The organism is Nocardia sp. BMG51109 (assembly GCF_000526215.1).
Classification (GTDB): Bacteria; Actinomycetota; Actinomycetes; order Mycobacteriales; family Mycobacteriaceae; genus Nocardia.
This window is the reverse complement of the sequence record NZ_JAFQ01000004.1, coordinates 6,144,325-6,168,273: the sequence shown is the minus strand read 5'-3', so window position 1 is coordinate 6,168,273 and position 23,949 is coordinate 6,144,325. Positions and strand designations below refer to the sequence as shown.

General features: G+C 71.4%; 20 protein-coding genes. 16 read left to right on the top strand and 4 right to left on the bottom strand.

Translation table 11 applies throughout. The features are described from left to right. Positions 1–5 precede the first annotated feature (5 nt). From D892_RS0129340 to D892_RS0129300, 9 genes are all read left to right on the top strand, one after another. Complete coding sequence (locus tag D892_RS0129340) at positions 6–1,091, top strand: glycosyltransferase family 4 protein (RefSeq protein ID WP_051499938.1); 1,086 nt, start codon at positions 6–8, stop codon at positions 1,089–1,091. A gap of 58 nt (positions 1,092–1,149) precedes the next feature. After that, complete coding sequence (locus tag D892_RS0129335; RefSeq protein ID WP_036570199.1) at positions 1,150–2,430, top strand: lipopolysaccharide biosynthesis protein; 1,281 nt, start codon at positions 1,150–1,152, stop codon at positions 2,428–2,430. Beyond that, entirely contained in the window at positions 2,427–3,431 is a 1,005-nt protein-coding gene (locus D892_RS0129330; RefSeq protein WP_024804655.1) for a glycosyltransferase, read from the top strand. The genes D892_RS0129335 and D892_RS0129330 overlap by 4 nt, the downstream gene beginning before the upstream one ends. Positions 3,432–3,550: 119 nt before the next feature. Continuing rightward, on the top strand, positions 3,551–4,915 hold the full coding sequence (locus tag D892_RS0129325; protein ID WP_369801841.1) for a hypothetical protein: 1,365 nt from the start codon (positions 3,551–3,553) through the stop codon (positions 4,913–4,915). Further along, on the top strand, positions 4,906–6,195 hold the full coding sequence (locus D892_RS0129320; RefSeq protein ID WP_024804653.1) for a protein tyrosine kinase: 1,290 nt from the start codon (positions 4,906–4,908) through the stop codon (positions 6,193–6,195). Before D892_RS0129325 ends, D892_RS0129320 begins: the two co-directional genes overlap by 10 nt. 65 nt (positions 6,196–6,260) lie before the next feature. Beyond that, complete coding sequence (locus D892_RS0129315) at positions 6,261–7,583, top strand: glycosyl hydrolase family 28-related protein (protein ID WP_024804652.1); 1,323 nt, start codon at positions 6,261–6,263, stop codon at positions 7,581–7,583. After that, entirely contained in the window at positions 7,580–8,941 is a 1,362-nt protein-coding gene (locus D892_RS44045; RefSeq protein WP_024804651.1) for a GNAT family N-acetyltransferase, read from the top strand. Before D892_RS0129315 ends, D892_RS44045 begins: the two co-directional genes overlap by 4 nt. Beyond that, positions 8,938–10,275, top strand: a complete 1,338-nt coding sequence (locus D892_RS0129305; protein ID WP_024804650.1) for a glutamate-1-semialdehyde 2,1-aminomutase — start codon at positions 8,938–8,940, stop codon at positions 10,273–10,275. Before D892_RS44045 ends, D892_RS0129305 begins: the two co-directional genes overlap by 4 nt. 7 nt (positions 10,276–10,282) lie before the next feature. Next, complete coding sequence (locus D892_RS0129300; RefSeq protein ID WP_024804649.1) at positions 10,283–11,437, top strand: glycosyltransferase; 1,155 nt, start codon at positions 10,283–10,285, stop codon at positions 11,435–11,437. A 78-nt stretch (positions 11,438–11,515) separates the two neighbouring features. On the opposite strand, the gene D892_RS0129295 is transcribed toward D892_RS0129300, so the two are convergent. Then, the gene (locus tag D892_RS0129295) at positions 11,516–12,127 is read right to left on the bottom strand and encodes a TIGR03086 family metal-binding protein (RefSeq protein ID WP_024804648.1); all 612 of its coding nucleotides are present in this window, start codon (positions 12,125–12,127) and stop codon (positions 11,516–11,518) included. 301 nt (positions 12,128–12,428) lie between these two features. On the opposite strand from D892_RS0129295, the gene D892_RS0129290 reads away from it, so the two are divergent. The 3 genes from D892_RS0129290 (at position 12,429) to D892_RS0129280 (ending at position 16,997) form a co-directional block, all read left to right on the top strand. Continuing rightward, a complete protein-coding gene (locus tag D892_RS0129290; RefSeq protein ID WP_024804647.1) occupies positions 12,429–13,109 on the top strand; it encodes a heme oxygenase (biliverdin-producing) in 681 nt (226 codons plus the stop codon). A gap of 301 nt (positions 13,110–13,410) precedes the next feature. Then, positions 13,411–15,261, top strand: coding sequence for an SDR family oxidoreductase (locus tag D892_RS42415; protein WP_051499202.1), 1,851 nt, complete (start codon positions 13,411–13,413; stop codon positions 15,259–15,261). A gap of 47 nt (positions 15,262–15,308) precedes the next feature. After that, entirely contained in the window at positions 15,309–16,997 is a 1,689-nt protein-coding gene (locus D892_RS0129280) for a bifunctional UDP-sugar hydrolase/5'-nucleotidase (RefSeq protein WP_051499201.1), read from the top strand. A gap of 15 nt (positions 16,998–17,012) precedes the next feature. Here D892_RS0129280 and D892_RS0129275 read toward each other — a convergent pair whose 3' ends face one another. The 3 genes from D892_RS0129275 to D892_RS0129265 form a co-directional block, all read right to left on the bottom strand. Beyond that, positions 17,013–17,666: a cutinase family protein gene (locus tag D892_RS0129275; protein ID WP_024804645.1), complete on the bottom strand. Its 654-nt coding sequence runs from the start codon at positions 17,664–17,666 to the stop codon at positions 17,013–17,015. Between the two features lie 341 nt (positions 17,667–18,007). Beyond that, positions 18,008–18,898, bottom strand: coding sequence for an expansin EXLX1 family cellulose-binding protein (locus D892_RS44040; RefSeq protein ID WP_024804644.1), 891 nt, complete (start codon positions 18,896–18,898; stop codon positions 18,008–18,010). Positions 18,899–19,011: 113 nt separating this feature from the next. Then, complete coding sequence (locus D892_RS0129265) at positions 19,012–20,016, bottom strand: zinc-binding alcohol dehydrogenase family protein (protein ID WP_024804643.1); 1,005 nt, start codon at positions 20,014–20,016, stop codon at positions 19,012–19,014. 183 nt (positions 20,017–20,199) lie between these two features. Here D892_RS0129265 and D892_RS0129260 point away from each other — a divergent pair, with 183 nt between their 5' ends. From D892_RS0129260 to D892_RS0129245, 4 genes are all read left to right on the top strand, one after another. Beyond that, positions 20,200–21,063 (top strand): hypothetical protein, encoded by an 864-nt coding sequence (locus D892_RS0129260; protein ID WP_024804642.1) that lies wholly within the window; start codon positions 20,200–20,202, stop codon positions 21,061–21,063. A gap of 137 nt (positions 21,064–21,200) precedes the next feature. Beyond that, a complete protein-coding gene (locus D892_RS0129255) occupies positions 21,201–21,476 on the top strand; it encodes a hypothetical protein (RefSeq protein ID WP_051499937.1) in 276 nt (91 codons plus the stop codon). A gap of 84 nt (positions 21,477–21,560) precedes the next feature. After that, entirely contained in the window at positions 21,561–22,562 is a 1,002-nt protein-coding gene (locus D892_RS0129250) for an AraC family transcriptional regulator (protein WP_024804640.1), read from the top strand. 220 nt (positions 22,563–22,782) lie between these two features. Further along, positions 22,783–23,919: an acyl-CoA dehydrogenase family protein gene (locus D892_RS0129245; RefSeq protein ID WP_051499200.1), complete on the top strand. Its 1,137-nt coding sequence runs from the start codon at positions 22,783–22,785 to the stop codon at positions 23,917–23,919. The last annotated feature ends 30 nt before the right edge of the window (positions 23,920–23,949 follow it).

Here is a 23,949-nt window from a genome sequence, read left to right as displayed (position 1 = left end):
CCACCATGCGGCTGGTCTCGGCGCTGCGCGACCATCTCGGCACGTCGGTGGTCTACACCGCCGACGGCCCGATGGTCGAGCGGATGCGCGACCGCGATATCGAGACCCACGTGCTGCGCACCGATTTCGACAGCCGCGCCATGACCATCCGCACCGCGACCACGCGCCGCCTGCTCACCGGCGCCGCCGCCCTCGTGCGGGCGGGCTGGGCGCTGGGCGGCACCGCGCGGCGCCTCGAGGCGTCGGTGCTGGTCGCGGGGAGCACGAAGGCACTGCTGATGGGTGCCGTCGCCGCCCGGCGCGCCCGAATCCCGCTGATCTGGCAGGTACACGACCGGATCACACCGGACTACTTCGGCCGCCGCCTGGCCCCGCTCATCCGCCTGCTCGGCCGCCTCGTCGCCGACGGCTACCTCGCCAACAGCCGCGCCACCCTGGATTCCCTGAGCACCGGGCGGAAACCGGCCGCCGTTGCCTATCCGGGGCTCGAATCCCGGCCGCCCGCCGTCCGCGAGATGCCCCGGCCGCCCACGGAGACCGTGATCGCCGTCGTCGGCCGGCTCGCCCCGTGGAAGGGCCAGGACGTATTCCTGCGCGCCGTGGCGCGGACCCGCGTCCGCCCGGCCCGCATCCTGCTGATCGGCGGCGCGTTCTTCGGCGAGGAGCCCTACCGCGACGACCTCGAACGTCTCGCGTCCGAGCTGGCGCTGCCGGTCACCTTCACCGGACACGTCGATGATCCGGAAAGCCTACTGGCACAGGCGGATATCCTCGTACACTGTTCCGTGCTGCCGGAGCCGTTCGGCCAGGTCGTCGTCGAGGGGATGCGGGCCGGCTGCGCCGTGATCGCCACCCGGCCCGGCGGTCCCGCCGAAATCGTCCAGCCCGGGCGGAACGGGCTGCTCGTCACCGCCGGCGACCAGCGCGAACTGACCGCCGCGCTGGACCGGCTCATCGACGACCCGCAACTGCGCCGCGCCCTCGGCGACGCCGCCCGAATCCGCGCGCAGCAGTTCGACATCACCGGCACCGCCCGCACCGTCGCGGCACTGCTGGAATCCGTGCGACGACCAGCGAGGCGACGTGACTGATCCCGAGATCTCCCCCGCGCCCGAACGATCCGGCGGCTCGGGTCCGCGCCGGAAACCGGTGAAACACGGTCCGGCCGCCGTCCTGCGCGATATCGGCCTGGTCAGTTTCGGCAAATACGGGCAATACGTCATCACGGTGGTCACGCTGCCGCTCATCTCGCGGCTGCTCGGCCCGCACGGCGTCGGCCTGCTCGCCATCGGCATGTCGGCGTACTTCATCGGCTCGCTCGCCGTCGACCTCGGCATCACCTCGTTCCTGGCCGCCAAGGTGCACGACATACCCGCCGAGGCGATGTACATCAACCAGCTGCGGGGCGCCTACCTCGCCATCCGCACCGGCACGCTCGGCGCGCTGGGGCTGGCCTTGCTGGCCGGTCTGGTCGCGGATGTGCCGCCGCAGCTGCACATGATCCTGCTCGGACTGTTCACGGGCGGTCTCTGGTCGATCTCCGAGGACTGGCTGCTGATCGGGCAGGGGCGGTTCGGCTCGTCGACGCTGTATCAGGGCGCCGGCCGGGTGGCCTATCTGGTGCTGCTGATCGTGCTGCTCCCCCGCCTGCCCAACGCCTCCGTCGCCATGCTGTGCCTGCTGGTGTCCTCGCTCCTCACGATCGCGCTGACCTGGGGGGATTCGTTGCGCACCTTCGGAGTTCCGGCGCGGCCCCGGCACGTCCGGCAGATCCTGCGGATGGGCGCGCCGGTGCTGACCTCGCGGGCGCTGGTGACGAGCTACGGTCAGGGCTCGGCGGCGGTGTACGCGGCGGTGCTCGATGCGGTCTCGCTCGGCCTGTACTCCGCCGGTGACCGGCTGGTCCGCGCCATCCAGTCGCTGCTGGATCCGATCGGTTTCGCCCTGCTGCCGCGGATGGCACGGCGCAGCGGCGAGAAGGTGTTCTGGCACAACGCGGTCCGATCGCTGGTGGCCTGCCTGACGGCGGCCGTGCTGGCGGTGCTCTGCGTCTGGGCGCTCGCGCCGGTGCTGATCCATGTCATGTTCGGCAGCGCCTTCGCCGCCGCGGTGCCCCTGCTGCGGATCGAGGTGCTGATCCTGCCCGCCACCACGATCACCTCGTTCGTCACCACCGCCGTGCTGCCCGTGCGGGAGGACACCGCCGGGGTGCTGATCGGCGCCGTCGCCGGTACCTGCATCGCCGCCGGTGCGCTGGCGATCGCCGTGCACACCCGGTCGGTGTGGACGCTCGTGTACGGCACCGTGCTCGCCGAGGTCACGGTCGCGCTCTGGTACGTGATCCGGATGCGATGGCTGGTCCTGCGCGAGCGCGCCGCGGCCCGGCTCGCGCCGCCCGCCGCGGAACAGTCGGCGGGAGAACGGCTGTGAGGATCCTCTACGTGGGCGACGACTGGGTGGGCAGCAATGCCCGCTCGCTGGCCGACGGTTTCCGCGCGGCCGGACACGACGTGCTGGTGGCCGACACCACCGCGATCACCCTGCCGCGCAGGCTGTCACCGCCGTGGGTCTACGCCAAGTTCGCCGGCCGGCGCGCGCCGCGGACCGTCGCCGCGATGCACGACGAGATCGACTCCCTCGCGGCCGATTTCGCCCCCGACATGCTGTTCGGGTTCAAATCCGTCCATCTGGACCAGCGGCGGCTGCTGTCGGTCCCGGCCGCCCTGCGCGTGCACTACAGCCCCGACGACGTCGCCAATCCGGAGAACGTCACCGCCGATTATCTCGCACACGAGGCGGAGTGGGATCTGGTCGTCACCACCAAGCGGCACAACGTGCCCGAGCTGAGTGCGCGCGGAGCCCGGGCGGTCACCTTCGTGTCCAGCGCCTACGACCCGGCCTGGCATCGGCCGTGCGCGCGGCGCGGCGGCGACCGGTTCACGGCCGGGTTCATCGGCGCCCGCCGGCCCGACCGGACCGGCCTGCTGACCGCGCTGGGCCGCGATTACGGTGCCGCCCTGGCGGTCTACGGGCCCGGGTGGTGGCGCGAGCCCGCGCTGCGGCGCACCGGAACGGCCGTGCGCGGGCCGGTCTACGGCGAGGACTTCTCCGTCGCCGTGGCCGGGATGCTCGCCAACCTGGTTCTGCTCAACTCCGCCAACCGCGACACCCACACCTGCCGCAGTTTCGAAATTCCGGCCGCCGGTGGGCTTTTCGTCGGCGAGCGCACCGACGAGCACGCGCGGCTGCTGGACGACGAGGAGGAATGTTTCCTGTTCTCCTCGGCGGAGGAGTTGCGCGCGATCCTGGATCGCTGTGCCCACCGCCCGGATCGGGCGGCCGAGGTCGCCGAGGCCGGGCATCGCCGAATTACGGCGGGCGCCAACAGTTACGCCGATCGTGCCCGCGAAATCATCGCCGCGATCGGGTAACGGCGAGTGTGCGCAGGCGACATACGGGTGACGGAACGACGCCGGACGAGGGAGGCCGCAGGGTGACGGATGTCGCGCAACCCGAGGTCTTCCTCGTCGCGGGAGCCTTGGCGAGCATCATGGTCGCCGCGATGTGGCTGTCCGGGCCGATCCGGGTCTTCCTGATCGCGCAGGCGGCGCATTGGGCGCTGTCCTACGTGGCGCGGCCGGTGGTGCTGCTGTGGGTGCGGCCCGAGCCGCACTACGGCGACAACATTCCCGATCCCCGGCTCGCCGTGCTGGGCTACGACCGCGGCATCGCGGAGGTGCTGCATCCGGTGATCTTCGGGCTGTGGCTGTACGCGGGTCTGGTTGTGGCCTATGCGATCTGGGCCCGAGGACGCGAGAGCGGCCGGTTCGGCGCCGCACCCGGCCGTACCCACCGGGAGCATGCCCGCCCGGTCGCGCGGTTCGCCGGTGACCCCGTCCTGCTCCGCACCCTGGCGGTGCTCTACGCGGCCGGCACGCTCGGCCGCCTGGCCGCCGTGGCGACCGGGAACAACGGTCGCGCAGGCGAATTGGAGAGCCCCAGCCCGATCATCAATCTGGTCACCATCCTCGCCACCCTCGGCGCCGTCGGGCTCATCGTCTATGCCCGCCCCGGCAGCCCGCGCACAACGATACTGCTGATCGGCGCGCTGACCTTCGGCGAACTGCTGTGGACGGCCGCGGTGCAGTCCAAGACGCCCGTTCTCGGTGCGGCACTGGCCATCGCCGTGCGCTGCGCCATGACCGGCTGGACCCGGCTGAAGGTGGCGACGGTACTGGTCATCACCGTGCTGGGGATCGGCGCGTTCGGCTGGTTGCAGTCGCTGAAAGCCGACGAGCTGTCGAAAGCCGAAGCGGCAGTGACCGATTCCGAATATCCGGCGCCGCTGCGGCCGCTGCTGAGCGTGCTGCGCCGCTTCGACGGGCTGGAGGCCGCCACCGACGCCTACTATGCCGGGCCGCATTCCTGGCTGTCGCCGGGCGAGGCGGTCCGGCACGCGCTGGAGAGCCTCGTTCCCGCGCAGCTGCTGGGCACCGAGAAGTTCCGGTCCGGCGCCGCCTGGGCCGACCAGGTGCGGGGCCAGTCGGTGGATATGACCCGGGTCGGGGTGTCGCTCGCCGAGGGCAATATCAACGAGGGGTATGTCCTCGGCGGCTACCCCGGTGTGGCCCTGGGGGTCTCGATCACGTTCGTCCTGCTGCTGGTCTGGGCGCGCTCGCTCTACAGCCGCCACGTCCCGCTGCCGGTCTTCGGGCTGGCGCTGATCGAGGTGCCCGTACTGTTCGAACGCGGCATGCTCGGCACCGCCGAGACGCTCGGCAAGTACCTGCAGGCGACGGTGCTGGTCTGGGTCACCTACGTACTGATCACCGAATATCGGCTGCGCACGGCGGGGCCGCCGACTACGACCGGGCCACCCGCGGCCGGGAAAACGAGGGCAGCGCAATGGGTTTGACCGATATCCGCCGGATCATCCGGCGCCGCTGGCCGATCCTGCTGGCCGCACTGCTGCTCGGTGTGGTGGGGTCCTACGGTTATCTGCGAACGCTGCCGGTCGACTATGTGGCCTCCAGCACCTGCTATGTGTCGATGGCGACCGGGACCTCGGTCAACGACTCGTACCAGGGCGGGCTCGCCGCCCAGCAGCGCGTCCGCTCCTACCTCGAACTGGTCGGCAGCGAGACCGTGGCGCAGCGGGTGAAGGACCAGCTGGGGCTGACCGTGTCGACGGGCGAGCTGCGCGGCCGGATCAGTGCCGCGTCCCCGCCGGCGACCATGCTCATCGTGGTCTCGGCGCGCGACGGCACCGCCGAGGGCGCCCGCGTGCTCACCGACGAGGTGGTGTCGCAGTTCCGGCGCATGGTCGCGCAATTGGAGTCCATCGAGCGCGACGCCGCACCCGCCGCCCGCGTCGCCGTGGTCGATCAGGCGAAACTGCCGTCCGCGCCGATCGGGCCGCAGGGCAGCCGGATCCTGACGCTGGGTGTCCTCGCGGGCCTGATCGCCGGCTTCGCGGGTGCCTACCTCCGGGAACGCACCGATCGCCGGCTGCGCGGGTCCACCGACGTCGAGGCGATCGTGCCGGTGCCCGTCCTGGGCATCATCGACGACGGGCGCCCGGGCGCCGCAGGCGAGTTCCGCCGGTTGCGGACTCGGCTCGGCGACGGCGTCGCCAGCGTCCTGCTCACCTCGCTGGCGGGCGGCTCGCGGCCGGCGGTGGCGGACGGGCTGGCCCGCGCCTTCGCCGCCACCGGCGACCGCGTGGTGCTGATCGACGCCGACACCACCGGACAGGGCAGCTCCGGCCGGATGCCGGAGCCGTCCGGGACGGGGCTGGCCGAGCTGCTGCGCCACGCCTCGCCACTCGACGACGCGGTGACCTCGTGGCCGGAGGCGGGCATCTGGGTGCTGCCGCTCGGCGAGACCGATTCCCGCACACCGGATCTGCTCGCCTCGGAGGCGTTCGCCGAGATCCTGGCCAAGCTGCGCGGCGAGTTCGACCGGATCGTGGTGGAGGGCGCACCGGTCGCCGCGGCCGCCGACGCGGTCGCGCTGGCCCAGCGGTGCGACGTCACGCTCGGCGTGGTACCGCTCGGATCCGCCACGGCGCCCGAGGTCCGCGGCGCACTGGCCACCCTGGGCACCGACGACAGCCGGCTCGCCGGTGTGGTCGCCTACACCGCCCCCGCGCGTCCCTCGTCGAATATCCTGAGCCGCTGGGGAATACGATCATGACCCCGGACGCCGTCGAGCGTGGCGGGATAGACGAGGCGCGCGGCGGATTCGTCGGGCGCCGCCGGATGCTCGCCGTCACCCTCGGCGCCGCGGCCGCCGGATCCCTGGCCGCCTGCGCCTCCGACACCGCTCCCACGGCCGAATTCCGTTCGCCGCACGTGACCGACACCCCGGCGGCCCGCAACGTCCGCGACTTCGGCGCCGTCGGGGACGGCCGCGCCGACGATACGGCCGCCCTCGCCGCGGCCGCCGCGGTCGGCGACCAGCCGCTGGTGATGTACCTGCCCGCCGGGCACTACCGGGTGACCGCGTGGCCCGAACTTCCCGACTACGCCACGATTCTCGGCGACGGCGCCGATCTCACCACGATCGTCCACGAGGACGACGGGACGCTGATCACGCTGCGCGGCCGGCAGCGAGTGCGTTTCGTGCGGCTGGGTTTCTACCTCTCCGGCGCAACGGGCACGGCGGCGCAGCTGACCGGATGCTTTCGCTGCACCTTCGAATCGGTGGTGCTGCGCGGCAATCACCTCGCCGAGAACTTCCCGCGCTACGCCCGCCAGCGCGGCGTGGTGCTGGACGGCAATACCGGCGGCACCGCGTTCATCGATTGCGATATCAACAACTTCGGCTACGGCCTGGTCACCTCCTGCATCCAGAACTACGTCACCTCCTCCAAGTTCACCAGCAACCGGATCTCGGTGCTGGGCACCGGAAACGACAACAATGCCGGACTGGCGCTGGCCAACGTCGAATTCGTCTCCGACAAGGATCCCCGCACCACCGACCGGCACGTCGTGGTGGACGGCGCCGCCAACGACTGGTGGTTCACCAACGTGTGGTTCGAGGGCGCCGAGACCGCGCTGTCGATCGGCACCGACCGGGGCGGGCCCGCCCAGTTCGGCATGGTGAACTGCAAGGTGGCCGCCCGCTCCACCTGCCTGGCCCTCACCCGCTGCCGGCAGCCGTATCTGGCCAATGTGCTGTTCGACCCGGACCTCGACACGCCGCCGACCGAACTGCGCATCGACCCCGACGGCTGCCCGGAGGGCACGGCGATCAACCTGGTCTCCGGATCGCACGACGACATCGGCCCGCACACCTTTCCCGACGGCTGGCACGTCCTCGGCCGCGGCGGCAGATACGGCGCGCACTTCGCCGGAACCGTTGTCGCGCAGGCGGTCCGGTCCGACGCCGATGTCTTGCAGGTGCGCGATCACGACGGCATGGTCACGGCGGCGGCGCTGCCCGGCGGCACCTGGCTGTCCGACCGGGCCGACGGCGGCGTGGTGCTGCGGGATTCCACCGGTGCGTACTGGCGGCTGACGGTCGGCACCGACGGCGCCGTGCGCACCTCGTCGCTGGGTGGCCAGCGGCCGCGCTCATGATCCGCGGGCCGACACCGGACCGGCTGGGACCGGTGTCGCTGCACGGCAGCAGCGTCGTGATCCGCCCGCCGCGGCCCGGCGACCACCCGCACTGGCGGCGGCTCCGGATGCGCGACCGCGCCCTGATCGAACCGTTCTGGTACAGCTCGCCGCTGGAGTGGGCCGCCCGGCACACCGAGCGGCAGTGGATCCGCGAATATCTCGTCGGCCGGGCCGAGGCGCGCGCCGGGCGGCGGCTGCCGGGCGTGATCGAGATCGACGGCCGATTCGCCGGGCAGTGCGAGCTGTGCTCGTTCGACTCCCGGCGCGGGACAGCCGAAATGAGTATCTGGATCGATTCCCGGGTCGCGCGGCACGGCTTCGCGGGCCTGGCGGCGGGGCTCGTGCTCGATCACGGATTCGGCATGCTGGGGCTGAACCGGGTGATCGCGCCCATCTCGCCCGGCAATGTCGCCGCCGCGCACGGTGCCGCGGAGCTCGGGTTCGTGCGGGAGGCGTTGCTGACGCGGTACTTCGACGCGGGCGGAGCGCGGCGCGACCACGAGCTGTGGGCGCTGACCCGCGAGGACGTCCCGCCCGGGGGATTCGCCGCCGCGTGGCTCCGGCGCGTCGAGGGTGCCCGCACAGAAGGGACTTCGGGCCCTAGCGCCGGCCCGCCGCGGTACCCGACGATGGTGCGGGGTTCGGCCGAGACGGTCGACGTCTCGGCCGAACGGCAGGGGGTTGCGGGTGGGCGACTGGCCACCGCGACGTTGCTCGCCGGCATCTCGGCGCGGCTGGCCGCCGGGTGGCTGCGGCGACGCCGGCGAGTACTGCGCGGCGGCCGTCCGGTCCGGCTGGAACTGGCCGACTACCCCGGCGCGGTGCTGCGCACCCGGCGTCCGTCGGATCGGCCGGGCTGGGTCGCGGCGCGGCGGCGCAACCCGGAGTACTTCGCCGGCGCCCGGACGACCTGGCGGCGGGAACTCGCCCGCGGCCGCGGCGGCCTGCACGCACCGGCCGGGCTGGTGCTGGTGCTCGACGTCGACGGCAGCTACGCCGGCGAGGCGCGGCTGTTCGACGTGGACATGTTCGACCGCAACGCCAGGATGCTGGTCTGGGCCGATACGGCGCACGCCGACGGCGGCCTGCGCGCCGCGGCCACCCGGACGCTGCTGGCGCACGCCTTCGGCACGCTCGGATTGTTCCGGGTGGCCACCGAATTCGAGTGCGCCGACACCGAATCCGCCGCCGTCGCCGCCCGGGCGGGACTGCTGAAGGAGGGAATCATGCGCAACTACCCCGGCCGCACCGGCCGGCGCGCCGATCACGCACTGTGGGCGCTGACCGTCGCCCCGCCGAACGAGGAGCGACCATGAGGCGACACTTCGCCCGCAGCACCGAGATACAGGGCCGCCTGCACGAGCTGGTGCCCGGCGGCGCGCACACCTACTCCCGCGGGGCCGACCAGTACCCGGAGGGTATGGCGCCGATCCTGGTGCGCGGCAACGGCTGCCACGTCTGGGACTGCGACGGCAACGACTACGTCGAATACGGGATGGGCCTGCGGTCGGTGACGCTCGGCCACGGGTACCGGCCGGTGGTGGAGGCGGCGGCGCGGGCCGTCGCCGACGGACTGAGCTTCTCCCGGCCGACCGAGCTGGAACTGCGTGCCGCCGAGGACTTCCTGGACCTGGTGCCGGGCGCCGACATGGTGAAGTTCGCCAAGAACGGCTCCGATGCCACCACGGCCGCCGTGCGCCTGGCCCGCGCCGTCACGGGCCGGGAATCGGTGGCGATCTGCGATCAGCCCTTCTTCTCCGTGGACGACTGGTTCATCGGCACCACCGAGATGAACGCCGGTATCCCGCCGGCACTCTCGACCACGCGGTTCCGGTACAACGATCTCGATTCCCTGGCGGCCGTGCTCGGCTCGGGCGATATCGCCTGCGTCGTGATGGAGGCCGCGACCGCGCTGGCCGAGCCCGAACCCGGCTACCTCGAGGGCGTGCGGGCGCTCTGCGACCGGTACGGCAGCCTGCTGGTGTTCGACGAGATGATCACCGGATTCCGGTGGTCTTCCGGTGGCGCGCAACGGGTTTACGGCGTGACGCCGGACCTGTCGTGCTGGGGTAAGGCGATGGGGAACGGGTTCCCCCTCTCGGCGCTGGCCGGTAGGCGCGAGTACATGGAGCTGGGCGGCCTGCGCACCGAGCGCGACCGGGTCTTCCTGCTGTCCACCACGCACGGGCCGGAGACCGGCTCGCTGGCCGCGTTCCGCGCCGTGGTGCGCGCGTACGCCGACACCGATCCGATCGCCCGGATGGAGCGGGCCGGGCGGCGGCTGGCCGACGGGGTGAACAAGATCGCCGCGGATCTCGGGATCGCCGAACACCTGCAGGTCGCCGGCCGCCCGTCGTGCCTGATCTTCACCACCCGCGATGCCGGCGGGCGCCCGTCACAGGCGTTCCGCACGCTGTTCCTGCAGGAGCTGCTCGACCGGGGCGTCCTGGGCCAGTCGTTCGTCACCTCGGCCGCGCACACCGACGCCGATATCGATCACACCGTCGACGCCTGCGCCGAGGCCGCCGACGTCTACCGGAGCGCGGTGGACCGGGGCGGCGTCGCGGGGCTGCTGCGGGGCAGGCCGGTAGCCCCCGCGCTCCGTCGCACGGCCGCGCCCCGCTCCCTCGATCCCGCTCGGCAGGGGTGAGCGGCGGATGAACGACCCACGCATCGCGGTCGTGCACGAGCGCTTCACCGAGTACGGCGGGTCCGAGGCCGTCGTCGCCGAGTTCATGAAGATCTGGCCCGGCGCACCGGTGTTCGCCCCGATCCTCACCCCCGGCTGTCGTGCGGCCGTGCGGGCGGCCGCACGGGACGAGTCGCCGGATCCCATTGCGCCGCAGGATGACCCGTTCCACACCACCTGGCTGACCCGTGCCCACGCGCTGACCGGCGGACGGTCGCACGCACCGCTGCTGCCGTTCGTTCCCCGCGCACTGCGCCGGCTGCCGTTGGACGGACGGTACGACGCGGTGGTCGTCAGCCACCACGCGTTCGCCACCCAGGCCGCCTTGGCGACGAACGCACCGGTCGTGGCCTACGTGCACAGCCCGGCCCGCTGGGCCTGGGATCCGGCGTTCCGCGCCCGCGAAGCCGGCGGGCGCGCAGGGCAATTCGCACTCGGCGCGCTCGGCCGCGCGGCCCGCCGCGGCGAACTGCGCGCCGCACCGCGCCTGGCGCACGTGATCGCCAACTCCCGGGCGGTGTCCGAGCGCGTGCGCGACTGGTGGGGTCTCGACTCGACCGTGGTGCATCCACCGGTCCGCGTCGGCCGCTTCACCCCCGGCCCGGTTCCGGATCGCGACGACTTCTTTCTGTTCGCGGGCCGCCTCGTCCCCTACAAGCGGCCCGATCTGGCGATCCGCGCCGCCCGGCAGGCCGGCGCCCGACTGGTGGTGCTCGGTGACGGCCGGTTCCGCACCCATCTGGAATCCCTTGCGGGCCCGGAGACCACCTTCCTCGGCGCCGCACCCGACCCGGTGCTGATCGATATGTACCGCCGCTGCCGCGCGCTGCTCATGCCGGGCGTCGAGGATTTCGGCATCGTCCCCGTGGAGGCGATGGCCTGCGGCGCGCCGGTGCTGGCGGTCGGCGCCGGCGGCGCGCTGGACACCGTGCGCCCCGGCCTCTCCGGCGAACACCTCGAGTCCGGCGACGACTCCGCGGTCGTCTCCCGCTTCGCCACGGCCATGCGCGCATTCGATCCCCTCGCCTACGACCCCGCGGCCGTCCGGGGGCACGCACTGACCTTCTCCCCCGCCGCCTTCCGGACACGCATCGCCGCGGTGGTCGCGACCGTGCTCACCTGAGGCGGCCGCCCACCCGATCCGTCCGGCGGCCGACCACGCGACGACGGCGCCCGGCAGAACTGTTCCGACGCCGACCGCCTACCCGTCGACGGAGTTCGCGCCGGCCATCGGCGCGGCGCCGGACACGATCTCCAGGTTCCGTCCGAGGAAGGCCAGCAGCCGGCGATGTCCCGGTGCGCCCGCCGGAGCCGGACGTTCGGGGTCGAACATTCCCCGTAGCCGGAACGCCTCGAAGTCCGTGCCGCGCAGTGTGTTCAGCAGCTGCTCGCACTGCGCGTCGTCGATGCGGTGATCCTGCCCGGTGGCGACGGCGAGGTCGGCGGCGTGCACCACGACCTCGGTCAGATGGATCTGCGCCGCCCTCGGGCCCGGCACCGCGCCGAAGGACAGCCGCACGGTGGTGTCCAGCGCGTCGAGCCGATGCCAGGCCGCGCGATCGAGTTCGGCCGCGACGGCGAAGGCGCCCTGATGATCGGTGCCCAGCCAATCCGAATCGTGTTCGCCGCCCGCCTCGATCCCGGCCAGTTCGGCGGCGAAGATCCGCATCCCGCCCACCAGATGGTTCAGCTCCGCGCCGATATCCCAGCCGGAGCACAGCGAGGGGGCGGCCAGCCGGTCGGCTGCGGTGTTGTCGACGATGGCCGTCGCCATGTCGAGGGCTGCATCGATACGGTCGATCACGGTGGTCATAGCGTTCCCGGGGTACATCAGGCGACAGGGCTGGAGCCGGCGCGTCCCCACCGAACCGGCCGACTGCCCACCCCACCTTAAGGCCACCGCCGCCGCCGCGCGCGAGATCGCCATCGCCACAGGAAGATCGGACGGGTTCGATACCGCCGCCGGCCGCCGCGGGCCGTGCGGGAACAGCGCCACCCGGCCCACCCCGGGTGCCCGAGCACTCGTTTTCGTCCGAAAGTTCGATTCCGGGGGTTTCGCGACCCGGTATCGTCCAGGGAGAAGTTAGGTAACCCATAGTTACGGAAGCAGGGCCATGCCGGACACCCCCACCTCGCCGGAGACCGTGCCGTTCTCCACGCAGATCCGCACCGCGACCGAGCGGCAGCACGCGGACGCCGAGAACTCCGTATTCATGGGCGACATGCTCGGCGGTGCGCTCGGCGTGGCTGCCTTCTACCGCTACACCGGCCAGCTGTGGCACGTGTATCGCGCGCTCGAGGTGCCCGGCGCCGCCCTCGCCGACGATCCGGTCGCCGGCCCGTTCGTCCGGCCCGAACTGGCCCGGCTCGCCCACCTGGAGGCCGACCTGGCCCATCTCGGCGGCGACGGCTGGCGCGACGACCTCGCCCCGCTGCCCGCCACGGCCGGCTACGCCGCCCGGATCGAGGAGTGCGCGCGGACCTGGCCGGCCGGCTACATCGCCCACCACTACACCCGCTACCTCGGCGACCTGTCCGGCGGGCAGGTCATCCGCGGCACCGCCGAGAAGCTGTGGCAGCTGCCCAAGCGCGGCGACGGGGTGCGCTTCTACGTCTTCGACCAAATCCCGAATCCGGCGGCCTTCAAGCGCGAATACCGCACGCTGCTGGACGGTCTGGCGGTCGACGATCTCGAGAAGCAGCGCGTCCTCGGCGAATGCCAGCGCGCCTTCGCGTTCAACACCGCCCTGTTCCGCGAGCTGGCCGACGAGTTCCCGGTGCGGCGGCAGGGCTGACTTCCCGCCGCCCGGTATTTGCCGACCGGTTACCAGTCACATCCGACGGTTACACCAAAACCGTTGACACACATACCGTGCAGTGCCTCCCCCGGCGCGGCAGCGGAGTGCGGTCCGGTTGCGAGGCCGCGGGAGCGCCGCTAGAGTGACCTACCGGTAGCGCCGCTGCAGTGGCCTGCCAGTCAGGCACGAAGGTGTTCCTGCTTCGGCCCGACTTCTGTTCCGTGGCCGAATCTTCCACGTCCGCATCCGCCGACGCATGTCGGACGAACAGTGTTGCGTCCGACTGCCAGGAGGAGCGATGGCCACCTATCTCATGACGGGCGGTACCGGATTTCTGGGACGCCGAGTGCTGCGGGGCCTGCTCGACCTCGATCGCGACGCGGTGATCCACGTGCTGGTGCGGCAGACCGCCGCCGCCCGGCTCGCCGAACTGGCCGCGAGCTGGGGCGCGAGCGACCGGATCCGTCCGCTGATCGGCGACCCGGCCGCGAAGGATCTTGGGCTGCAAGACGATCCGCCCCGCGCCGACCACATCGTGCACCTGGGCACGGTCTCCGATGTGACCACCGACGAGGAGACCGCCTACGCCGTCGACGTCGCGGGGACGCGCGCGGTGATCGCGCTGGCGGCCGGGTGCGGCGCGATGCTGCACCACCTGTCGTCGGTCGCCGTGGCCGGCGATCATCGCGGCGAATTCTTCGAGGACGATTTCGACCTCGGCCAGAATCTGCCGTCGCCGTACCAGCGCACCAAGTTCGCGGCCGAGAAACTGGTGCGGGAGACGCCGGGCCTGCGCTGGCGGATCTACCGGCCGGCGATCATCGCCGGCGATTCGAGCACCGGCGAGATGAACCCGGCCGACGCCCCGCACCATGTCTTCCCGGCCGTCGCCCGGCTGGCCGGGCTGCCCGTACCGTTCCCGGACCTGGGCGCCACCAATATCGTCCCGGTCGACTATGTGGCCGCGGCGATGGTGCGGCTGATCGGCCGGCGGGGACTGAACAAACGCACCTTTCACCTGGTCGCCCCGGACCCGCAGCCGATCGGCGACGTCTGGTCCGCACTGGCCCGCGCCGCCGGGGCGGCGTCCGGTCCGGGCGCGATTCCCGGCAGCCACGCGGCGCTGCGGACGCTCGCCCGGCTCCCCGGCGCCGCCACCGTGCGCGATCTGCTGGTGCGGCAGCTCGGAATTCCCGCCGAGGCGGCCCGGAACCTGTCGTTCGAGGCCGTCTTCGTCGCCGACTCCACGCGCGCGCGGCTGCGGGGCCTGCGGGTGCCGCCGTTCGAGTCCTACGCCGGAAAGCTGTGGACGTACTGGCGCACCCACCTGGATCCCGACCGGGCCCGGCGCGGCGCGGACGACGACCGGTTGCGGGACCGCACCGTGCTGATCACGGGCGCCTCCTCGGGCATCGGCCTGGCCACCGCGCACGCGGTAGCCCGCCGCGGCGCCACGGTCCTGATGGTCGCCCGCGACCCCGACGAACTGGAGGCCGCGGCGGCCGCGGTGCGCGCCGGAGGCGGTGCGGCACAGGCGTATCCATGCGACATCACCGACGAGAAGGCGGTCGAACTGCTGGTCAAGCAGGCGCTGGCCGATCACGGGCAGGTCGACTACGCGGTCAACAACGCCGCGCGTTCGGTGCACCGCTCGGTGCTCGACTCCACCGACCGGATGTACGAGTTCGAGCAGACCATGGCGCTCAACTACTTCGGCGCCGTCCGGCTGGTGCTCGCGCTGCTGCCCGCGATGCGCGAACGCCGGTTCGGGCATATCGTGAACATCTCCTCGATCGCCGTGCAGGCCAAGGTGCCCCAGCTCGCCGCGTATGTGGCGAGCAAATCGGCGCTCGACGCGTTCGGCGAGATCGCGGCCGCCGAGAACGCCGGCGCCGGAATCACCTTCACCTCGGTCCGGATGCCGCTGGTGCGCACGCCGTCGCTCGCGGCCGTCGCTCGGTACCGCTCGCTTCCGGCGCACACCCCCGACCAGGCGGCCGACCTCGTGGTCCGCGCGCTGACCGAGCGCCCGGCCCGCATCGATACCGCACTCGGCACGATCGCGCAGGTCGTCGACGCCGTCGTGCCGTCGCTGGGCAAAGCGGTGCTGCGCCAGGGTCTTCGGCTGCTGGGCAGGACCCAGAATTAACCTGCCGGTCGCGAACCGGCCAGCGGACTCTGCGAAAGTCGTTCTCCATGAAGGCTCGTCATCGCACAGGTGGGGTGTTGGCGGCCGCGCTGCTGGCCGTGACGGCCGGTTGCGGCGGATCCGGCAACGAGGCGAGGCCACCGGGGGGCGGACCCGGCGCGGTACCGCTGATCTCGACGAACGACCTGCCCGCGGCGCGGCCCGGTGAGGTCCACCTGTTCGGCATCAACGACCTGCACGGCAACCTGCAGCCGCCCGACGGCGGCAGCGGGCGGGTCGGCGCGTATCAGGCCGGCGGGGCGGCCTATCTCGCGGCGCATCTGGCGCGCCTGAAGGCCGCCTATCCCGGCAGCGCCGTCCTCGCCGCCGGCGACAATGTCGGCGCCAGCCCGCTGGTGTCGGCGCTGTTCCACGACGAGCCGACCGTCGGCGTCCTCAATGCGATGGGCACCGCGGCCTCCGCGGTCGGCAACCACGAGCTGGACGACGGCATACCGGAACTGCTGCGCCTGCAGCACGGCGGCTGCGCCTGGGAAGGCTGCGCGCCGGGGCAGCCGTTCACCGGAGCGGAGTTCCCGTATCTGGCCGCCAACGTCACCGACGACTTCGGGCAGCTCCCACCGGGCCTGCGGCCGTGGACGATGGTCGAGGCCGGTGGGCACCGGATCGGCGTCATCGGCACCGTCACCCCCGAGACCCCGACGATCGTGATGCCGGAGGGCATTCGCGGCTACACCTTCGGCGACGAGGTCGACGCGATCAACAAGTATGTGCCGCAGATGCGGGCCGCCGGGGCGGAGACCGTCGTGGCGCTCGTGCACGACGGCGGCGCGCAGCGGACCCACGGCGCGCCCGCCGACTACAACGGGTGCGCCGACATCACCCCCGACGTCGCCGAGCTTGCCGAGCGCACCGATCCGGCGGTGCGCGTCCTGCTCACCGCGCACAGCCATCAGGCCTACAACTGCACCATCGCCGGCAAGGTCGTCACCCAGGCCGCCTCCTACGGGCGCCTGATCACCGATATCACCCTGCGATTCCACGACGGCACCGTCGACGCCGGCGCCGTCAACCGCGTCGTCACCCGGGATGTCGCGCCCGATCCGGCCGTCGCCGGCCTCGTCGATTTCTTTGCCGCCCAGGCCCGGCCGCGCGCCGACCGCGTCATCGGCAATGCCACCGCGCCGCTGCCCAACGAACCGGATGCGGCCGGCGACTCGCCGCTCGGGAACCTCATCGCCGACGCCATGCTCGCCGCCATGGGGCCCGACCAGGCCGTCGCCGCGTTCATGAATCCCGGTGGGGTCCGGGCCGACCTGTCCGGCGGCGCCATCACCTACGAGCAGGCCTATACCGTGCAGCCGTTCGGCAATCAGGTCGTCACGGTGCTGCTCACCGGCCGGCAGATCCTGACCCTGCTGGAACAGCAGTGGGACAATCCGAACAAGCCCGGGGTGTTGTCGGTCGCCGGCATCACCTACGCCTACTCCGAATCCGCACCCGCCGGGCACAAGGTCGTCTCCGACAGCGTCCGCATCGGTGGCGCCCCGCTGAATCCGGTGGCCGCCTACCCGGTCTCGACCAACAACTTCCTCGCCTCGGGCGGCGACGGATTCAGCGTTTTCACCCAGGGCGGCCGGGCAGCGGTCGGCCCGACGGATCTCGACGCACTCGAGTCCTATCTGCGGACTCGCGGTGCGGTCGAGCCTCCGACGGGCCGAATCGAGCGCCGCTGAGGCGGTTTCACCGGCTCACATGCGCTCCACCGCGAAATCGGCTGCCGCGCCGACGAAGGTGTCGTACGTGGTGTGCGCGCCGAAATCGATACCCGCGCCGCAGATGGGATCGCCCGCGGCACAGTAGTTCGCGGTTCGTCCCAGGTACGGGTCGGGAACGTTCCAGCCGATCAGCCGCATCGGATCTCCGAACAGCAGCACCGACGACACGCGCCCACCGAGATCGCCGTCCATCCGGACCGCGCCCGGGATGCCCTGGGTGATTCCGGTGCCCAGCGCCGTGTGCACCACCGCCGCGCCCTGCGAGTACCCCGCCAGGACGAACCGCTGATCCGGACACGCCGCGGCCTGATTCGCCAGGTGCGCAACGAGATCCGCACTTCCCTTACCCACCGAGAACACATCGGTGAGGTCGGCCGGATAGTTCACCGGATAGCCACTCAGGCCGACCGGCGAACGGTCCAGCAGCGCGCCGAAGAGGGGATCGCCCACTTCGGTGCCCAGGTATCCCGGTTCTCCCGTTCCCCGAGCGACCACCACGTCCACCTCGGCGCACCATTGCGCCTGTGCCGGTGCGGCCGGGTACAGCACGCCGATCACCATCAGCAGGGCTGCGAATACCCAAGCGGTCCGCCATTTCCCGGACAGCAACACATTCCTGTTGCCCATTGTTCTCACCTACTCACGCCGTTGTGAGAGGCCAAATGACTATTGTCATAGACTATTGTCTTGGCCACATAGGAGCCACAGTAAGCGGACGCATCGGGCGGCGGCAACGAAGTCTGCCGGAGAGATACCCAATCGCCGCCCGAAAGACCGTGCCCGCGAGATTCGTTATCCAGCAGCGACTTTCCCGCAACGAACGAGACCGGGCGGAAACTGCCTTCCGGATGCGGTGGGAAGATCTCGTTTCCGGCAACCGATGTCGTCGTCGGTGTGACCGAAGTTGCTGTCGCTCAACCCTTTACACGCAGGATGCTACGTCGCCGCCGACCCGGCCGTACCGGGGATCACGAGCACGAGGCCGGGGGCGGTGTCGTTACCGGGGCGGTCGCCGTGGCGGCGGGCGCCGGAGCGAGTTCGGGGAAGCGATACATCCCGACCCCGGTGCGCCGCACCGCACCCGGGCTGACCGTGATGCCCGGTATGTCCACCCGGTGGCCCTCGGTGTCGGTCACCGAGGCGGTGAACGGGCCGGGGCCGGCGCCGGAGACGGACCAGTAGTTGTCCGGGCCGCGGGTCAGGGCGCGGCCCGCGCCGCCCGCATCGGGCCGGATCTCCACGCGGCTCACCGGATTTCCGGTATCAGCGAACAGCAGGCCCAGCCAGTGGGCCGACGAACCGTCCTTCACGCGGTAGAGCACCTCGGGGATCGGGACGGGGTTGGATATCCGGCGCAGCCTGATGTGCGCGACGCCGTCGTGCTGGTCGGCGATCCGCGCGAAGGCGGCGGTGCTCAGGTCGTACTGGCCCGGAGCGCATCCCGGGCAGCGGTCGACGATATGCGCGCGCACGGTGCCGAGCGGGCCGCCGAGTTCGACGACGGCGCCGCAGACCGAACTTCCGGCGTATTCGCTCGTCGGCACGCCGACGTAGAACCCGTCCAGCGGCAGGTCCGGAATCGAGCACGCGACGCCCGGCCCGAAGGCGTAGTAGCGGGCCTCGCCCGGCACCGGCGGGTCGAGCCGCTCCAGCGGCGGAACCGGGTCGGGTGCGGCCGGGCTCGGCGCGATCACCGTCCGCGTCAGCACCGGGGAATCGGCCGCGGGCTCACTGTGGCAGGCGGCGGGATCGGGTCGGACCACCCACACCGCGGCCGCCCCCACGACGGCCACGGCCAGCGCCGTCCACAGCCACGGCCGTGCGGTACGGACGGATTGCCGCCCCGTTACCCGATGCATCGCTCACGCCTCCGGTTCCTTTCGCCACTTATCTCCCAGCAAAGCAGCAGAACCCCGGAGAGTGGGCACGAATCGCGAACCAGGAGTAGAAAACTCGGCGTGTCTGCGGCGTGTCAGGGGATCAGGACCGCCGCACCGGCAAACTTTCCGTGCGCCAGATCGGTCAGCGCCCGCGCCGCGCCGTCCAGCGGATACGGGTGCACGGTGACGTCGAGACGGTGTTCCGCGGCGAAAGCCAGGAATTCGCGGGCATCCGCGCGGGTGTTGGCGGTGACCGAGCGAATCTCGCGTTCCTGGAACAGATGCCGCTGGTAGTTCAGCGCGGGAATATCACTGAGGTGGATGCCCGCGACGGCCAGCACGCCGCCGCGGCCGAGCGCCGCCATGGCGGGCAGCACCAGATCGCCGACCGGCGCGAACAGGATCGCCGCGTCCAGCGCGACCGGCGGTTCGTCGTCGGCCCCCTGGGCCGAGGCCGCCCCCAGCTCCAGCGCCAGCTCGCGCGCCTTCGCGTCGCGGGTCATCACGTGCACCTCGTCGCCGCGGGCCAAGGCGACCTGCGCGGCCAGATGCGCGCTGCCCCCGAAACCGTAGATGCCCAGCCGGCCGCCCGGCGGCAGCGCGGCCCGCCGCAGCGCCCGGTAGCCGATGATGCCGGCGCACAGCAGCGGCGCGAGTTCGGCGGCGGCGTAGCCCGGCGGCAGGGGGTGCGCGTAATCGGCTGGGACCGTGGCGAATTCGGCGTAGCCGCCGTCGGCGTCCCAGCCGGTGTAGCGGGAGTTCGGGCAGAGGTTCTCCGCCCCGCGGCGGCAGTACGCGCACTCCCCGCAGGTGTGCCGCAGCCAGGCGATGCCGACCCGGTCGCCGATCGAGAACCACCCGTTTCCCGCCGCCGCGCCGAGGGCCACCACCTCGCCGACCACCTCGTGCCCCGGGACCACCCCGGTGCGGTGCACCGGCAGATCTCCCTCGGCCACATGCAGATCCGTGCGGCACACCCCGCACGCCAGCACCCGCACCAGCAGCTCGCCCCGGCCCGGCTCACGCACCGGCGTCTGCACCAGATCCATCGGACGCCCGTCGATCGGGCCCGGGCGCAGCACCCGCCACGCCGTCATCGCACCGTCGGCACCACTCACCGGCCACCCCTCTCGCTGCGTCGTACCTCCGAGGTTAGTTGCACCGGCCGCCGGCGCCGGCACGATAGGCGGATGCCGAATGCGACGAGATATCTCGGGCGGATACGGCGCACCACATTGTGACTCGAACATATTTTCGAATCTCGAGCTATTCTCGTCCGCATGGTCAGCTCCCGCCACGAGGCGATGCACCGCATCTTCCGGCACGATCCGGGCGTTTTCGCCCGCGCGTTCCGTGCCCTGGACCTGCCGTTCCCCGAACCCCGCGCGGTCGACCTCCTCCCCACCGATCTCACCGAGATCGTGCCCCTCGAGCACCGCGTCGACAGCCTGCTGCGTATCGACACCGGCGAGGGCGCGTACCTCCTGCTCGTCGAGGCGCAGAGCCAGGACGATCCCGACAAGCCCGCGGCCTGGGCGTATTACGTGGCCCACGCCCACAGCAAGTACCGACTGCCCGTCGTACTCCTCGTCGTCTGCCACGACAAGGTCACCGCTCTGTGGGCGGCCCGGCCCGCCCCGCTGGGCCTGCCGCTGTGGCCCAGCCTCACCGTGCAGCCGATGGTGCTCGGTCCGCACAACGTACCCGTCGTCACCGACAGCGACTCGGCCGCCGAGGACATCCCGCTGGCCACCCTCTCGGCCGTCGCCCATGCCAAGGATCCCCGCATCGGTGACGTACTGAAGGCGCTGGCCACCGCGCTACGAGACGTCGACGACGAGGAAGACCGCACCATCCTCGCCGAACTCACCGAACTCGGCCTCGGCACCACCGCGGCCGCCACGACCTGGAGGCAGTTGATGACAGTGGACCTTTCGTTCTTCCGCTCCGAAACCTCACAGCGCCTGCGCGCTCAGGGCGTTGCGAGCAGCATTCTGCGCATTCTCGAACGCCGCGGGATCACGGTTCCCGAAGCAGCGCGCGACCGCATCACCGCATGCGCCGACCCGGCAATGCTCGATACATGGCTCGACCGAGCCGTCGACGCCGCCACGATCGACGACGTGTTCGGCACCGAGTCCTGACACCGAACCGCCCTCGGCTCCACAGCCCTCGAACACGTAGGGGCCGACAGCATCTCGGGCGGCAGACCGGAACCGCACCCATCCCCACCGAACTCGGCCCGGGCAGCGCCCCGGCCGCCATGATCCGGAGCCAATTGATGCCAGTCGATCTTTCGTTCTTCTGCTCCGAAACCTCGCGGCGTCTGCGGGAAGAAGGGCGGGCCGAAGGGGTCGCGAGCGCCATTGTCCATCTCCTCGAACGCCGCCAGGTCACCATTCCCGCCGACGCCCGGGACCGCATCACCTCGTGTACCGACCGAGCGATCCTCGACACCTGGCTCCGCCGAACCGTCGACGCCACCACGATCGGCGAGCTGTTCGGCACGGGGCCCGGCAGCAACCCGGCCACCGATACCCCGCTTGTCGTCGAGTAGGCCCGGCAGCACCGGAGTCTCGGAGCGGAGGCGTACTGTGGCGCGGTTCGGAGGCGGCGGCATCCGCATTGCTACGGTCGGTGGGTGACCTCGGACGATGCCGGATACACCCTGCCCATTCAGCGGGTGCGGGCCATCGTCGAGTTGGCGCAGGCTCGGGGGTGGGATGTGGCCGGGATGCTCGGCGAGGCGGGGATATCGCCGGAGTTGCTCGCGGAGGGCCGATCCCGGGTCACCGTCGAGCAGGCGGCGCGGATGGTGCAGCGGCTGTGGCGTATCACCGATGACGAATTGTTCGGTCTCGGACTGCATCCCATGCCGCGCGGCACCTTCCGGCTGGTGTGTTTCGCGCTGCTCGGGGCCCCCGATGTGGGCGCGGCGATCCGGCGGTTCATCGGCTTCCGGACGTCGCTGCCCGGGTTTCCGCCCCTGACGCTGACCGTCACCGGCGACGAGGCCCGGCTGGTGTACGACATCACCGCCGTGCACAGGCCGGTCGGGCTGATCATCGACACCATGCTGACCGTCACGCACCGCTTCCTCGACTGGGCGGCCGGCGGCCGGATCCTGCTGCTGCGCGTCGAAGTTTCCTATCCGCCTTCGGATCTCGATGACTACGAGCTGATCTTCGGTGCGCCCGTGGTCTTTTCGGCGCCCGCACCCGCGCTGGTGCTCGACGCCTCGGTATTGGCGGCTCCGCTGGTGCGCGACGAGGCCGACCTGCTGGCCTTCCTGAGCAACGCGCCCTCGGCGGTGATCGGCCGCCGGAACCGCTCGGTGTCGCTCAGCGCGCGGGTGCGCCGCCACCTCGAGCGCGGCCTCCTGGGCCGCTGGCCGCGCATCGACGAGATCGCCGCCGATCTCGCGATGAGCCCGCAGACGCTGCGCCGCAAGCTGCGCGAGGAGCACACCTCGCCGAGCGAGATCCGCGAGCAGATCCTGCGCGACGCGGCCGTCGCGAGCCTCGTGCGCGGCGAGGAGACGGTGACCGCACTGTCGCGGCGGCTCGGTTTCTCCGAACCCAGCGCGTTCTCCCGGGCCTTCCGGCGCTGGACCGGCAGCCCGCCCGGGTCCTATCAGCACTGAGCCACCGGCTCACAGAGAACACTGAGCCACCGGCTCACATCGAACACCGAGCCACCGGCTCACAGAGAACACCAGCTACCGGCTCCGGACCGGCGCCTCGAGCGGTCCGGTCAACGACGCGAGCGCTGCGGTCATTGGCACCGCCGGTCCCGGCGACGAGCATCGGAGGCAAGTATTCGACCCGAGGAGTTCTGTCGTGGCATTGCACCGTTCACCGTGGATGGACGAGGATCTGGACGCCCTGGCCGACCTGGCACGCCGATTCTTCGAGAAGGAGTGCGCACCCAACGAGGACCGGTGGGGCCGCCAGCACCACGTGGACCGCGAGACCTGGAACAAGGCCGGCGAGGTCGGCCTGCTGTGCCTGAGCATTCCGGAGGAATACGGCGGCGGCGGAGGCACTTTCGCGCACGAGGCGGTGGTCGCCGTCGAGCAGACCCGGGCCATGTCGCCGAGCCTGGGCAACCCGGTGCACTCGACCATCGTCGCGCACTACCTCAATTCCTACGGCACCGAGGAGCAGAAACGGGCCTGGCTGCCGAAGATGGCGAGCGGCGAGATCGTCGGCGCGATCGCGATGACCGAACCCGGCACCGGTTCCGACTTGCAGAACATCCGCACCCGGGCGGTCGCCGACGGCGACGACTACGTCCTCAACGGCGCCAAGACCTTCATCTCCAACGGCCTGCTCTGCGATCTGGTGATCGTCGCCGCCAAGACGTCGGAGGGCGGCGACCCGAAAGGCCGTGGCGCCGAGAACGTGTCGCTCATCGCCGTCGAGACCACCCGCGACGGCTTCCGGCGCGGCCGCAACCTGGAAAAGGTCGGCCAGCACGGGCAGGACACCTGCGAGCTGTTCTTCGACGACGTGCGGGTGCCGCGGTCGAATCTGCTCGGCACCGCCGAGGGCCAGGGTTTCGTCCAGCTCATGCAGCAGCTGCCGCAGGAGCGGCTGATCCTCGCGGTCGCGGCGGCCGCAGCCATCGAATCGACCGTGGCGATGACGATCGACTACACCAAGGAGCGCGAGGCGTTCGGCAAGCCGATCTTCAAGTTCCAGAACACCCAGTTCGTGCTCGCCGAATGCGATACCACCAAGACCGTGGCCTGGGCGTTCACCGACGACTGCATCGCGAAACACCTGCGCGGCGAGCTGGACGTGGCGACCGCCGCCAAGGCGAAGTGGTGGCTGACCGAGCAGCAGTGCCGCGTCGCCGACGAGTGCCTGCAACTGTTCGGCGGCTACGGCTACATGGCCGAATACCCGATCTCCCGCGCCTTCACCGACTCCCGCATCCAGAAGATCTACGGCGGCACCAACGAGATCATGAAAATGATCATCGGCCGCAGCCTGTGATCCGCCCGGCAGCAGGGGGCCGGGGATCCG

Coding starts and splice junctions, on each gene's coding strand:
- D892_RS0129295 (WP_024804648.1), bottom strand. CDS start 12,127: ATGACCACCGTGATCGACCGTATCGATGCAGCCCTCGACATGGCGACG.
- D892_RS0129340 (WP_051499938.1), top strand. CDS start 6: ATGCGGCTGGTCTCGGCGCTGCGCGACCATCTCGGCACGTCGGTGGTC.
- D892_RS0129300 (WP_024804649.1), top strand. CDS start 10,283: ATGAACGACCCACGCATCGCGGTCGTGCACGAGCGCTTCACCGAGTAC.
- D892_RS0129265 (WP_024804643.1), bottom strand. CDS start 20,016: ATGACGGCGTGGCGGGTGCTGCGCCCGGGCCCGATCGACGGGCGTCCG.
- D892_RS0129260 (WP_024804642.1), top strand. CDS start 20,200: ATGGTCAGCTCCCGCCACGAGGCGATGCACCGCATCTTCCGGCACGAT.
- D892_RS44045 (WP_024804651.1), top strand. CDS start 7,580: ATGATCCGCGGGCCGACACCGGACCGGCTGGGACCGGTGTCGCTGCAC.
- D892_RS44040 (WP_024804644.1), bottom strand. CDS start 18,898: ATGCATCGGGTAACGGGGCGGCAATCCGTCCGTACCGCACGGCCGTGG.
- D892_RS0129325 (WP_369801841.1), top strand. CDS start 3,551: ATGGTCGCCGCGATGTGGCTGTCCGGGCCGATCCGGGTCTTCCTGATC.
- D892_RS0129275 (WP_024804645.1), bottom strand. CDS start 17,666: ATGGGCAACAGGAATGTGTTGCTGTCCGGGAAATGGCGGACCGCTTGG.
- D892_RS0129315 (WP_024804652.1), top strand. CDS start 6,261: ATGCTCGCCGTCACCCTCGGCGCCGCGGCCGCCGGATCCCTGGCCGCC.
- D892_RS0129320 (WP_024804653.1), top strand. CDS start 4,906: ATGGGTTTGACCGATATCCGCCGGATCATCCGGCGCCGCTGGCCGATC.
- D892_RS0129245 (WP_051499200.1), top strand. CDS start 22,783: ATGGACGAGGATCTGGACGCCCTGGCCGACCTGGCACGCCGATTCTTC.
- D892_RS0129255 (WP_051499937.1), top strand. CDS start 21,201: ATGCCAGTCGATCTTTCGTTCTTCTGCTCCGAAACCTCGCGGCGTCTG.
- D892_RS42415 (WP_051499202.1), top strand. CDS start 13,411: ATGGCCACCTATCTCATGACGGGCGGTACCGGATTTCTGGGACGCCGA.
- D892_RS0129290 (WP_024804647.1), top strand. CDS start 12,429: ATGCCGGACACCCCCACCTCGCCGGAGACCGTGCCGTTCTCCACGCAG.
- D892_RS0129305 (WP_024804650.1), top strand. CDS start 8,938: ATGAGGCGACACTTCGCCCGCAGCACCGAGATACAGGGCCGCCTGCAC.
- D892_RS0129280 (WP_051499201.1), top strand. CDS start 15,309: ATGAAGGCTCGTCATCGCACAGGTGGGGTGTTGGCGGCCGCGCTGCTG.